Annotated in this window: 2 protein-coding genes; both read right to left on the minus strand. The window is 60.6% G+C overall.

Annotation, left to right across the window (positions count from 1 at the left end; genetic code table 11):
- Positions 1-96 precede the first annotated feature (96 nt).
- Entirely contained in the window at positions 97-14484 is a 14388-nt protein-coding gene (locus ABIE49_RS00650) for a VCBS domain-containing protein (protein ID WP_502915974.1), read from the minus strand.
- A complete protein-coding gene (locus ABIE49_RS39990; protein WP_502915975.1) occupies positions 14471-14671 on the minus strand; it encodes a hypothetical protein in 201 nt (66 codons plus the stop codon). The genes ABIE49_RS00650 and ABIE49_RS39990 overlap by 14 nt, the downstream gene beginning before the upstream one ends.
- Between the last annotated feature and the right edge of the window lies 1 nt (position 14672).

Below are 14672 nucleotides of genomic sequence, written 5' to 3' on the forward strand. Positions count from 1 at the left end.
CTCAAAACCAAGCGACGGCGCCGCTACCGTTGCAGAATGCGAAGAAGCCGCGCTTGACGCGCGGCTTCCGTATCATGGTGCGCGCAATGCGCTTCCTTACAACAGCAGGAAGTTGGAGTTGGAGAGGTTCCCTGTATAGCTGGCCACACCGATCTCCATGTCGCCTGCCCCCATCACTCCGTCGCCGTCGAGGTCGATCTGCAGCATGTCGTTGCCCGGCGTGCTGGTAAGATAGCGGGCCTGAGCCAGGCCAGTCACGCTGAAGTTGTTGGTGCCGATGTATTCGATGTGATCGCCGTTGTGGGCAATCCCGGCAAACGTGAACGTATCGATGCTGGCATCGAAGCTGGTGATGGTGTCCCGCGCCCCGTTGATCGTGGAGTCACCCACGCTAGTGAAACGGAAATTATCCTGTCCCGCACTGCCTGTGATGGCATCTGCGCCGACGCCAGCCGTGACCGTCGTGATTCCCGTCGAGTTGCCGCCGATGATCATGGTGTCAAAGCTGGCAGAGCCGTTGACGTTCTCGACATTCGCGACGGTGACGTTGATCGCCGACTGCGTGAAGTTCAGCGTATCGGTTCCGTCATCAAGGTCGATCGTGTTGCCGTTGCTGCCCTGCATCGTCAGGACATCGCCGGTCGCACTGCCGTTGATGAAGCTGAGGCCGAAGACGCCGCTGCCGAGGGTGTTGACGCCCGCAGCCAGGTTTAGGGTGTTGCTGCCTTGGGCCAGATTGATCAAAACGCCGTCGACCGTGCTGAGCAGCGTCAACGAGTCGTCCGAAGCAGCACCGCCAAAGTCGTTACCCCAAATACTTCCGACGTTGGTCAAGCTAACCGAGTTCGCGCCGTTGGCGAGGAAAACCGCGTTGGAACCGCCGCCGAGATCGATGGCAATGCCATCGACGTTATTGTTCAAGACTATCGAATTGTCCGCCGCGTTACCGCTGATGTGCTCGATACCTACCGCGGAGAACGACGTATTAGCTCCAGCGAGGACCAGCGTATCGTCGCCGATGCCAAGATCGATCGTCGTTCCGTTCACCGCCGCAATTGCACCGGTGATCGTCAACGTGTCGTTGCTGCCACTCCCGACCACATGGTTGATGTCGAAAATATTTGTAAACGAATTGCCGCCGGCGGCCAGATTCATCGTGTTGTTTCCGTTGCCGAGGCTAATGTTGATGCCGCCCACATTGTTCTGGAACGTGAGCACATCATTGACAGCCGGAGTCGAGCCGAAATCCGTCCCCCCCACATTCGCAACACCGCTGACGCTGAGCGAGTTGATTCCCGCCGCCAGATTAAGCGAATTATTGCCCCCTCCGAGGTCGACTGAAAGGCCGGCCGCATTCGCAGTCAGGTTGACGCTGTCGTCACCGCCGCTGCCAACGACGTATTCCACGCCGAGCAAATTCAACGTGTAGAATCCACTGACGCCCAGCGTGATCGTGTCGGCCGTGCCCGCGCCGAGATCTATCTGATGGCCGAAGAAGCCCTGCCCGATCGTCAGGTAGTCGTCGGTGGTGCCGGTCATGGAGGTGACAGCCGCCGATCCGCTCAAAAAGACGCCGGAAGCGTCGATCGAGTTGCCGGCACCCGCCGCACCGGAAGCGATCAGGCGGATGGTATCGTTGAACTGCAGCAGTTCGACGTTGCTCAAGATGTCCGTACCATCGGTGGCATTAACGCCACTGACGACCGTACCGGAGTTGACCGTGGTGTAGTTCGCGAACACGTTGGTATAGACGGCGACATCGCCGCCCGTTCCACCGTCGATATTGTCGTTGTTGCCGGCACCTGTAATCGTGTCGCTACCCAGACCCCCGGTGATCGTGTCGTTACCGCCACCGCCGTTGATGGTATCGTTACCGCCGTCACCATTGAGAGTATCGTCGCCGGCTTCGCCGCTGATATTGTCGCTGCCGCCACCGCCGTGGATCGTATCGAGACCGTTACCGCCCAGGAAGAAATCGTTGCCTGTGCCGCCGGTAAGGGTGTCGTTCTGACCCGACCCCTGGATGCTGTTTACGCCGCTGACAATCGTATCCGTTCCAATCGCCGCACCCGTTGCGCTACCTTGATTTGGGCCAGCTCCCGCAAGGGTCACCGTAACGCCGGCTCCCGATTGCGAGTACGAGATGCGCGTGTTGCCGTTGCCGGTGATGGTATCGTTACCGCCAAGACCTTCGAACGAGTTGAAGGTGCCGAATGATCCCGCCGAAGTGACGCCGGTAAATCCTGACGCGTTGTAAGTATCGTCGAAGTTGCTGCCGGTCGCGCTGTTGACACCGACAAACGTGTCGTTGCCTACCGTGGCACCGCTTGCTGTTAGACCTTGCAGGTTAATGGTCACACCGGAAATTGTCGCGGCGCTGTAGATGATGCGGGTATTGCCGTTACCCGTGATCGTGTCGTTGCCGCCAAGACCTTCGAACTGGTTGAAGTTTCCGAACCCGGCGTTGCCGACATTGAAGCTATTCGTATCGATAAAGCCCGTGGCTCCAAAATTGGTTGCCGTGTAGGTGTCGTTGAAATTCGTGGCCGAAATGCCTTCGATCCCTCGCAGCGTGTCCGTGCCAATGCTTGCATCTCCGACCACGACCCCCGTGGTCATATTAACTGCGACGCCGGCCGCCGTCACAATATTGTTGCCAAAGGCCACGACATCGAAGCCGCCCAGGCCGTCAATCTGGTCATTTCCGGTCCAGCCCTCGAAGACTTCCGTGAATGCGGCCGTGTTGCTGCCTCGCAGGGTGTCGTCGAAGCTCGAGCCGCGGACCTGGGATATGCCGCTGATCGTATCGCTGCCGATCGAGGCGATATCGTCCGGCGCGGTGCCCACCGCAGAACCGGCCAGCAGGTCGACGGTCACCCCGGCAGCCGCGTTGTAATACGAGATGCGGGTATTGTTGTTGCCGACGATCGTGTCGTTTCCGTCCATGCCTTCAAATTCATTGAAGGTGCCATTGTTGCCGACGTTGTTGGTCAAAGTGTTCTGGAAACCCGCGGCGCCGAAATTTGTGGCGACGTAAGTATCGGCAAGATGGGTGCCACGAACCGACTCGATCGAACGCAACGTATCGCTGCCGTTCGACAGATCGCCCGGCGTCATGCTAACCACCACGCCGCTCGACATCGTGACGTTAATGCCAGCAGTCGCTGTGTAGTAGAAGTTTGGCGAATATTGTGCGAGGTCGAACCCGGTCCCGCCATTCAGCGCGTCATCGCCGGCGCCGCCTAGCAGGACGTCGTTACCGGTGCCGCCGTTGATGATGTCATTGAACTCAGAGCCGCGCCCGTAGATGACGTTGATCAGGGTATCGGCGCCGATTCCGGCAGTGTCGCCGCCCCCCGTAGTGAACGCACTTCCGTTGGTTGCTCCGCTCGAAAGGTTGATCGTGACCCCCGCTAGCGCATGGAAGTAGGATGCTGTGGTGCGGAGGTTACCGGTGATGCTGTCATCACCTCCCATGCCTTCAAAGGTATTGCTGACGTTGCCCTGGAATGTCGGGCTGCCCTGGTTGGCGCTGGGAGTTCCGAAGCCGGTCCAGTAGCCGGTCGCGTTGTAGCTGTCGCTGAAGTTGGAACCCTGCACGAGTTCGATAGAACGAAGCGTGTCGGCGCCAATGGAAGCGTCCGCTCCAGTTGCAGCGACCGTTCCAGCCGTCATATTGACCGTTATTGCATTTGTGGCATCGATATAGATCGCGGCATCCTGACCGTTGCCACCTTCAAGGGTATCATTACCGGCGAAGCCCTGCAGCGTATCATTGCCGCCAAGACCCTGAATCAGATCGTCGCCACCGGTGCCGGTCAACGCCGGATCGGCGTCCTCGGTACCAACGACGGTCGAACCCGCGTTGACACTGATCGTGATCGCCTCGTCGTACATTGCGCCACCGGCGTCTGTAACGCGCACGATCACCTGCTGTGAGCCCGCCGTAAGCGGACCCGCGACAACGATATTGCCATTAACGACGTCGAACTGACCGCCCCCGTCGACCAGCGAGAACGCCGCGGTATCGCCCGCATCGGGATCGATCGCCGACAATGCGCCGATGACCGCGCCGTTGGCAGTGCCTTGCGGAACGGCCGCGTTCGAGACCGAGATATCGGTCGGCGCCTCGTTGGCGTTGGTCACGGCAATGCTGAAGCTCTTGTCGAAGATATTGCCGCCCCCGTCCGTGACCCTCACGGTGACCTGATGCGACGTTGCCGCCTCGAAGTTCAACCCACCCACGACGACGATTTGGCCGTTGCTGATCGCGAAGCGACCGTTTGCATCGTTGGTCAGCGTATAGGTGGCGGAATCTCCGACATCGACGTCAACGTCAGACAAGGTTCCGACGACGGTTCCTGCGCCGCTGTTCTCGGCAACCGAGTTGGTGGATAGCAGGATGTCCGTCGGCGCGCTGTTGGACCCGAAGATGAAGTCGCTTGCCGCGAGGCTTCCGGGCATCACGCCCTGCAGCGTGATGCTGTCCGTGCCAAACGTCAGCACCGTGTTGCCGCCGACCTGGGCCGCATGTGCCTGAACGTCGGCAAAGCTGTAGACGCCGTTCATGCCGGTCAGGTCAATTTGCTTACCGAAGCCGAAGACGAAGTCCGTGACGGTGTCCGCGCCGGTGCCGGTTGCGAAGATGAATTTGTCGGCTCCCCCGCCGCCGCTGAGGACGTCATTGCCGGCCCCGCCATTGATCGTATCGTTGCCACCGTTGCCGATAAGCGTCTCGTTGCCGGCGCCGCCGGTCAGCGTGTCGTTGAAGTTCGTGCCAACCACGCGGTCGACGCCGCCGGTAATGGTGTCGGTACCAACCGAGGCGTTGCCAGTGACAATACCGGTCGACAGGTTGACGTTGATCCCGCCAGTGGCACTGTTGAACTGGATCTCGGTCGCGCCATTTCCGGTGATGGTGTCGTTGCCGCCCTGACCCTGGAACGCATTGAAGCCGACATAAGCGGATGCATCGTAGCTGTCGGCCGAATTGCCGCCGATCGCACTGTTGACGCCACCGGTAAAGGTGTCGGTGCCGACCGAGATATCGCCGGCCGCCGATCCGGTGCCACCTGCACCGATCGCAATCGTCACGCCAGAGGTGGCGTTGCCATACTGTACCTGCGTACCCCCATTGCCGGTGATCTGATCGTTGCCGGCGTTGCCCTGGAACGAATTGTAGCCATTGAATCCGGACGCGTCATAGACGTCGGCATAGTTGCTTCCGATGGCGCTGTTAACGCCGCTGACGAAAGTGTCGGTACCGACATTGGCGGCGTCACCGCCTGCCGTTCCGTGGGCTGAGCCGGTGCCACCGGCACCGATCGCGATCGTCACTCCGGCCAACGAATTGGAATAGAGTACGCGCGTATTGCCGTTGCCTTTGATGGAGTCGTTACCACCCAATCCCTCGAATTGGTTGAAGGTGCCGTTGCTGCTGCTGAAGTTCAGCGCCCCCAAGGCGCCATAGCCGCTCGCATCGTAGTTGTCCGCCAGCATCGTGCCCTGGACAGCTTCAATGTTGCGCAGGGTATCCGTACCGATCGACCCGTCGCCGGAGGCGGTGCCCGCTCCCATGTTGACGGTCACGCCACTGGTGACGGTGCCCAGGCTGTTGTAGCCCGCGGTATCAAACCCGCCGCGACCGTCGATGAAATCGTTGCCGCCAAGTCCGATAAGGGTGTTGTTGAAGCTGCTGCCTAGCAGCGTGTCGCCGAACATGGAGCCCTGGACGGCGTTGACGCCGGTAAAGCTGTCGGTCCCTTCGGTGGCGCTATTGGCGACACCGGCGACGGTGACCGCGTTGGTTCCAGACGCACTCGTCTCGAGATCAACGCTGATGCTGCTTGCCGCTGTCTGGTAGTTCAGGCGGGTACTGCCGTTACCGATGATCGTATCGTTGCCGGCCGCCCCGCCGAAATCGTTGAAGCCTCCGCTATAGCCGACATTGGCCGCACCGGCGCTGCCGAATCCGGTCGCGTCGAATATGTCATCGAAGATCGTGCCGCGGGCCGCTTCGACGTTGACGAGCGTGTCCGTGCCCACAGAGGCGTCACCGGTCACAATCCCGTTTGCAAGCTGGATCACGATGCCCGACGTCGTCGCCGGGTTGTTGTTGTAGTTGACCTGGTCAAAGCCGCCACGACCGTCGATGTAGTCGTCGCCTGCCCGACCTTCATAGGTCTCATAGGTGAAGAGCGCGTTATCGCTGCCGTAGAGTGTGTCGTTATAGTTCGATCCGATGATCGAATTGACGTTCGTGAACGTGTCATGGCCGACGCTCACATCGCCGTCAGCGGTACCCGCGGCCAGGTCGACCGTCACGCCGGTGGCTGCACTGATGTAGGTGATACGGGTCGTCATTTGACCAAGTGCATTCACGGTGCCGATGATGGTGTCATCGCCGCCGAGGCCTTCGAAATCGTCCTGGCAGACAACGGTGGTAGGTGCGCCGACCGAGCCCGTGAACCCGGCGCCATTGAAGGTATCGGCGAAGTCACTGCCGGTGACGGCCTCGATGCCGGTCAGCGTGTCGCTGCCGACACCCGGGCCCGTAACGGTGCCCGCCGCCAAGTTGACCGTGATGCCGCCAGTGGCGTCGCTGTAATCTGCCCGATCGAAGCCGAGCCCACCATCGAGGCTGTCATTGCCGGTCAGACCTTTCAGCAAATCATTGCCGCCCAGGCCGTTCAGCGTGTCAGCTTCGGAAGTTCCAACCAGCGTGTTGTCGGCGCTGTCGCCGTTCTGGGTGACACCGGTCACGTCAGCCACGCCAATGGTGAAGTTCTTGTCGAAGGTATTGCCACCGCCGTCCGTTACCCGGACCGTGATCTGATGCGAGGCTGCCGTTTCAAAGTCCAGCGCACCGGCGACGACGATCTGGCCGTTGCTGACGGCGAAGCGGCCACCCGCATTGCCGGTCAAGGTGTAGGTAGCGGAATCGCCCGCGTCCGGATCGACGTCCGAGAGCGTACCGACCACCGTTCCATTGGCGCTGCCCTCGGCGATCGTGTTGCCGCTGAGCCCGATATTGGTCGGTGCCTCGTTGACGTTGGTGACGCTGATCGTGACCGCCCTGGTGCTGGACAGAGTCCCCCCGTCGGTCGCGACGACATTGATGCTGTAGGAGTTCTTGAGCTCGTAATCGGCCGAATTCCTAAGCGTAACCTGGCCGGTCGCGTCAATGTCGAAAGCCGCGGCATCGGTGCCTGACAGACTCCATGCGATCGTGGAATTCGGTCCGGCCGCATCCTGATCGCTTGCCATCGCCTGATAGACCACGGTGCTGGTTGCCGCGTTCTCGGCGATGCTGCCCGTCGCACCCGAGATCACCGTGGGTGCATCGTTCGCGTCGGTGACGCCGATGTTAAACAGCTTGTCGTACGTTGCGCCGCTGGCGTCAGTAACGCGCACCGTCACCTGCTGTGATGCGCCGGCCTCGTAGTCGATCGGACCGGCGACGACGAGATCGTTGCCGTTGATCGCAAACATCCCGTTCGGATTGACGATGCTGAAGGTGAGAGTGTCACTGGCATCCGGATCGGTGCCGGACAAGGTGCCGATAACGGTTCCGGCCGCCGTGTTTTCCGCGATGGACGACCCGACCAGCGAAATGTCTGTCGGCGTGTGGTTGACGCCGGAGGTGACGAAGTTGGCGTCGGTGAGTGTGCCGTTCAGGCCATTGAGGGTGATCTCCATGTCACCCGCGCCCATCTGTCCGTCACCGTCGACGTCGATTTGCAGAATGTTGCCGTTGAGGCGGGCTTCGGAATGGAAGTCCCCTGGCGATCCGGTGAACGCGCCGTCGCCGACGAAATGGATCTGCCCGGCCAGGCCAGCGACGTGATCGAGCACGAACGTATCGTTGGCGACGGTGAAGTCGTTGACGGTCTCACCTCCCCCGATCCCGGCTTGTGCTGCGCTGGTGTAGCGGATGTTGTCCTGTCCGGCGCCGGCGGTGATGAAATCCGAACCCATTCCGCCGGTCACCGTGGTCGTTCCGGAGGTATTTGCGATCGTGATGGTGTCGTTAAACGCGCTGCCGTTGACGTTCTCGACGTTCTTGACGGTGACGCCGGTGGCGATGACGCCAAGGTTCAGCGTGTCCGTATCGGCGCCAAGGTCAATGGTACTGCCAATGTCGTTCTCCAGCGTCGTGAGTTCGTCGACGGACGTCGTACCGTTGATGGTCGTGAGGCCGTAGCCTTTTACGGAATTCGCTCCTGCCGCGAGATTGAGCGTATTGCTGCCGTTGCCCAGATTGATGGTGATGCCGTTGACGTTCGTTAGCAGCGTTAGCGCATCGTCCGACGGCCCACCCACCTCGTTGCTGTTGATTTGTTCAACGCCCACGACCCCAACGGAATTCGAACCTGTGGCAATATTGAGGGTGTCGATGTCAATCTCGGTCCCGAGATTGAACGTGACGCCCGTCACTGCGTTCTGCAAGACGATATAGTCGCCGGCTGCCCCGCCAACCACATTTTCTACGCCGACGAGGCCAAGGCTGCTGAAACCCGTCGGATTGGTCAGGATCAGCGAGTCGGTGCCCTCGCCGAGATTCACCGTGGACTGGAACAGTCCGTTGACGACGGTAAGCGTATCGGCGGACGACGTGCCGTTGATGATGTTTGTGCCGAAGGCGTGGTTAAGCAAGTTGCCTCCCGCCGCCAGGTTGATCGTGTTGGTTCCAAGGCCGAGATTGATGGAAAGGCCGCTGACATTGTTCGTCAGTGTGAGCGTATCGTTGCTGGCCCCGACCTCGTTGACCGTAAGATTCTCGACATTGACGACGCTTACCGTGTTGGTGCCGCTGGCCAGATTAACGGTGTCACCATTGGTACTGGCACCAAGATCAATCGCGAGGCCGTTGACAGTGGCAAACATGCCGACAAAATCGTCGCCGCCGGTACCGTTCAGATTCTCGACGTTGACGAGATTGAGGTTGTAGCCGCCGGCTACACCAAGGTTGATGGTATCGCCGGTGCCGTCGCCGAGATTGATCATGCGGTTGGAGAGTCCCTGCCCGATCGTCAGGTAGTCGTCGTTCGAGCCGGTCGCGGTCGCGACCATAACGCCGGCATTGAAATTCAAACCGGTCACGTTGAGAGGTGAACCCGTGCTGCCCGACACCGTCAGCAGGTACTGGTTGCTGAACTGCAGGACCTCGATGCCAGTGAAGGTATCGCTGCCATCAGGTCCGGAGATGGAGCCGGCGCCGCCCCCTGTGAGGTTGAGGGTGTAGGATCCGCGCGCGCCGGTATAGACCGCCATGTCGGCGAAGCCGCCGCCGCCGTGGATCGTGTCGTTGCCTGCGCCGCCGGTGATGGTGTCGCTGCCCCCACCACCATTAAAGGTGTCGTCGCCGGCGCCACCGTCGAACACGTTGTTGGTGTTGTCGCCGGTAAAGGTGTCGCCGAAAGCAGAGCCGGTGACGCTGTTGACGAGGCTAAAGGTGTCAAGACCGACCGACGAATCGCCCTGTACAGTGCCGGAGCCGACGTTCGCTGCGCTGTACACGACGGTGACGCCCGCGGTTGCGTTGAAATAGCCCAACCGCGTGTTGCCGTTGCCAGTGATGGTGTCGTTGCCGCCGAGGCCTTCAAATTGGTTGAAGTTGCCGTTGCTGTTGCTGGCGTTGGCTGCGCCGGCCTGACCGTAGCCCGTCGCGTTGAAGGTGTCAGCGAAATGGGTGCCCTGGATGGCCTCGATCGAGAGCAGCGTGTCATGGCCGATTACATCACTGACGTTGTCCGTCACCGTTCCGGCAGCGAGCATCACGGCAATGCCCCCGGTGGAAAGGGTCATGCTGTTGTAGCTCGCGGTATCGAAGCCGCCGCGGCCGTCGATGACGTCATCGCCACCCAGTCCGGTCATAGTGTTGTTGAAATTGCTTCCAAGCAGCTCGTCATTGAATGCCGACCCTTGCGCGGCATTAACGCCCGTCAGTGTGTCGGTGCCTTCGGTGGTGCCGTTCGCGGTGCCGGCAACGTTCGTCGCGGTAACGCCGGCTTGGCTCAGGTTGGTTTGCAGGTTGACCGTCACGCCGGCCAATGCGCTCGAGAAATTGACGCGCGTGAAACCGTTGCCGATGACGGTGTCGTTTCCGCCACCACCCTGGAAGTCGTTGAAGGTGCCCGACGAGCCGATATTGGCAGTACCCACGTTACCGAAGTTCGTCGCATCATACAGGTCGCTGAAGTTAGTGCCGCGCACGGCCTCCACCTGCCGAAGTGTGTCGGTGCCGACCGTTGCATCGCCGGTCACCGTTCCACTTGCCATGTTGACAGTGATTCCTGTCGTGGTCGTCAGATCGGTCGCATAGACGACGACATCGTAGCCGCCGCGACCTTCAATGAGGTCGTTGCCGCGACGCCCTTCATAGGCCTCGAATGAGCCGGGTCCGTTGTCGCTTCCGCGAAGGATATCGTCGTAGTTCGAACCCCAGACGTTAAGAATATTGCTGATCGTATCGTGGCCGACGTCGGCAACGTCTCCCGCGTCGGTTCCGAAGGCTTGCCCGGTCTGCAAATCGACGGTGACACCGGCAGAAGCGCCGAGATAACTCACGCGCGTCAGGGCATGGCCCTGCACGTTCATCGCGCCGATGATCTCATCGTCGCCCCCGCGCCCCTCGAATTCGGTGAAGCCGGTGATCGACCCCGGCAAGCCGGCGGTCCCGGTGTATCCGGCGCCGTTGAAATGGTCGTTAAAGTTACTTCCGATGATGCCATCCACGGCAATCAGGGTATCGCTGCCGATCCCCAGCCCGGTTACATTTCCGGTCTGCATGTTGACGGTGATGGCGCCGGACGCATCGGTGTAGACGGCCCGGTCAAAGTCCTGGCCGCCGTCCAGAATATCGTTGCCCTCCCCGCCGGTCAGACTGTCCTTGCCCGCGCCACCGAACAGCATGTCGGCGCCGGCGCCGCCCTTGAGCGTATCGCCGCCGCCGAGGCCGACAATCTCGTCATTGCCATCGCCGCCCACCAGCGTGTCGGCGACTTCGGTTCCCGTGAGCGTGAGCGGCGCGGCTGCGATCTTTTCCTCGAGCGCAGTGCCCGTGTAGTTGGTCTCAACGTTATCGAAAGTGATCACGCCACTCGCAGCGTCCGACAGCGCTTGCGTCGTGCTGCCGAAGGCTACTTGGGCCGCCTGGGCGACCTGGCTGAGATCGGCGCCATCCGTTACGCCCGTTGAGATCTGAGCATTCGATTCGAACACCACCGCCGAGACCGCACCCAGTTGATCCTCCGTCAGTTGATCTCCTAACGGAAGGGTATCGTTTACGGCCGATGCCAGCGCGCCAACCGTCGAGGACTCGCCAAGGTCCACGCTGCCGGGCGTAGCACTGCCGGAGACGGCCTGGGCCAGCGCACCGATCACCGCATCGCTCGACGCACCCGTGGCGGCCGAGAGCTGGGCCACGGTCGCCTGCACCTGGATGGACGCGGCGAGAACCTCGGCCGCACCGGGAGCAGCCGAAACCGTGCTGGCGATTGGATCCAGCGTCGTCAGATTTACCGTGGCTGACAGCCCCAACGCTAGTTTGACGGAGGTTTCAGCCTCCGCCGTGGTGCCACCAGTTGCAGCAATAGCCACGATTAACGTGGTCAGCGGCGTCACAACGGTCGAGCCGCTGGGGGCCCTCAGCGTTCCGTAGAAATCCAACCCGGTAAGTACGTCGATCGTATTGTGGCCGCCAGTATGGACGCCCTGAAGAACCAACTGTCCGCCCGCCGAGTTGAGACTGAACGAGCCATCGCTGGCCGTATAGGTAAACAGTTCGTCTCCATCAAGAATGCCGTTATAAATACCGTCGCGGGGCTTATCGACAAACACAAGCGCGTCGGCGATATAACCGTCAACTGCGCGCTGCGCGTTCGGATCCTTGACGAGGATGTTCAGTTCCACGGTGCTCGAAGCAACGTTCCCGTGATCAAATGCGCTTGCGGTAATGCTGAGCGTAATCGTTTGCGCGGCGCCGACGCCACCATTGGCTGGTAGCAGTTTCAAACTCGACACATCGCTCAGGTTGACGATCCAGACGCCATCGCCCTCGGCCGCAGGGGCGCCAGCACTCAACTTGTAGGTGTCCGGAACACCGCTGATCTGAACGGTAGATGCAAGCGTGTCACTCGTGTCGAGGTCGCTGATCTGGATGCTAAGAGAAATCGGGTCGGCTGAAGTGGGGACCTCGACTCGTTGGGTGATGATCGACGGCTGGGCCGCGACGGGCGCGACATTCACAATCACCGTTGCAGGTGAACTCGTAAGCTGTCCATCCGTCACCGTATAGGTAAAACTCGCCTGCCCGTTGAAGTCTGCGTTCGGCGTGAAGGTGATCAAGGTGCCATCACTGTTCAGAACCGCGGTGCCGCCGGTTCCGCTCGTTACCGTAGCGATCGAGAGCTGAGCAGCGGAATTATCGACGTCTGTGTCATTGCTCAGCAGCTGCGCTACCGAATAGGTAATCGGCGTGTCTTCGGTCGCGGCTAACATATCGGCGACTGCGACGGGCGCGTCGTTCACGGCAGCAACGTTTACGGTCAGTGTCTGCGGCGCCGTCGAAAGTTGCGAACTGGTCGCAGTATCCGTGCTGGTTGCCGTGACAGACAGATTGATGGTGCCGGAGAAGTCATGCGCCGGCTTGAGCGCAAGGCCTGTCAGATCCGAACCGCTGAGGTGCCAGATGCTGCTGTCGCCGGGATCAGCCATACCCTTGGTGAGGATTGCGCCGGCCGGCACGCCGGTAATCTTCAACGTCAAGACAGCACCGGGATCGACCAGCACCGACGAGATCGTCAGCGGAATCGCGGCGGCCTCCTCGTTACCGCTGGCAGTCACGACGCTCAGCGTTGGGGCATCCTGTTTGCCGACGACGCTGACCACAAGTGTTTTGGGCGTACCATCCGCAGTCGTGACCGTAAGGCTGTCAGTATAGGTCTGGCCGGGCGCGAATTCGTTGTGCGCCGTGTCGGTGCTGTAGGTCCACACCCCTGCCGCGGTGATCGAGAAATGGCCAAACTGATTGCTGCCCGCCACGTTGGTTTGTGACACGAAGGTGTCCGCACCGTCGACGTCGTTAACGCTCAGCGTTCCGCCGCCGTTCAGATTCGCGTTGGTTTCCGAGAGGTTCGCCGTGCTGCTGCCCGTGATGACGGCGGCATCGTTGGTGCCCTTGATCGTGAACGTCACTTCCTTGGCGGTGCCGTCGAGCGACTTGATCGTGAACGTCTCAATCTTGCTTTCGCCGACGCCAAGCGATTGGGTGAGGTTATTCGCGACCTTGTAGGTGTAGCTGCCGTCGCTCGACAGCGTGAGCGTGCCGAAAGTTCCTGGCGCCGAAGTTACCGCAGCCTGGAACGCGGCCTGCCCTGCACCATCGGAATCGGAGATCGAGATCGTGCCGCTCGCCGTAAGATCCGGCGTCGTGGCGTCCTCAGTCACGCTCGTAACGGTCGGGTTACCGATCACCGCAGGGTGGTTGGTAGAGGTCGGACCATGGACGACGAATGTGACCTGCTTGGTCGTGCCGTCAAACGAGGTGACCGTGAAGGTATCGATCTTGGTGCCGCCGAAGCCGAGTTGTTCAGCCGCGCTTTCCGGCACGGTGTAGCTGTAGGTGCCGTTGCTGTTGAGCGAGAGATTGCCGATATTGCCCGCCGCCGAAACCACCGTCGTCTTGAACGACGCCTGGTTCTGATCGACATCCGAGATCGAGATCGAGCCCGTCGCGGTCAACGTCGTCTGATTGGGATCGGCGGTAACGTCGCGATGGGTCGGCGTACCGATCACCGCAGCGTCGTTGGTACCGTGGATCGTGAAGGAGACCTGCTTGGTGGTACCGTCCTTCGAAATAATCGTAAACGTATCGACCTTGGTGTCGCCGGCACCGAGATACTGCACGGCGGAACCCGCAACAAGATAGCTGTAGCTGCCGTTGGGCATCAGCACCAAGGTGCCGAGCGCGCCCTGGCCACTGATCATCGCCACCTTGAACGAGGCTTCGCCCTGGTCAGCGTCCGTAATCGAGATCGATCCGAAGGCATATAGGATCGGCTGCGTGGCGTCCTCGGTCACGTTGCTGACGGTCGGCGTACCGATCACCGCGGCGTCGTTGATGCCGGTGACGACGAAACTCACCTGCTTGCTGGTGCCGTCAAGCGAAGTAATCGTGAACGTTTCGGTTTTGGTGACGCCTACGCCAAGATAGCCCACGGCACTCTTGGCGACCGAATAGGTGTACGACCCGTTCACGTCGAGCGACAGCGTTCCCAGATTGGTGCCTACCGAACTCACCGTGGTCTTGAATCCGGCCTGGCCCTGATCGACATCCGAGACCGAGATCGTGCCGGTTGCCGTCAATGACGATCCGCCCGTGTCGGTCGTGTTGCGCACGGTCGGCGTGCCGATCACGGCGACATCATTCCTGCCTTGAATTTTGAAACTGACCTGCTTGGTGGCGCCGTCAAGCGCCGTCACGATGAAGGTTTCGGTCTTGGTGTCGTTGGCGCCGAGATATTGCGTGGCAAAATTGGAAACCGAGTAGGTGTAGGATCCGTTCGCGGCGATCGTCAGCGTTCCAAGATTGGAGCCGACCGAAGTCACCGTCGTCTTGAAGGACGCCTCTCCCTGATCGGCATCCGAAATCGACAGCGTGCCCGTGGATT

Source organism: Bradyrhizobium sp. OAE829, from assembly GCF_040546575.1.
In the GTDB taxonomy this organism is placed as follows: Bacteria; Pseudomonadota; Alphaproteobacteria; order Rhizobiales; family Xanthobacteraceae; genus Bradyrhizobium.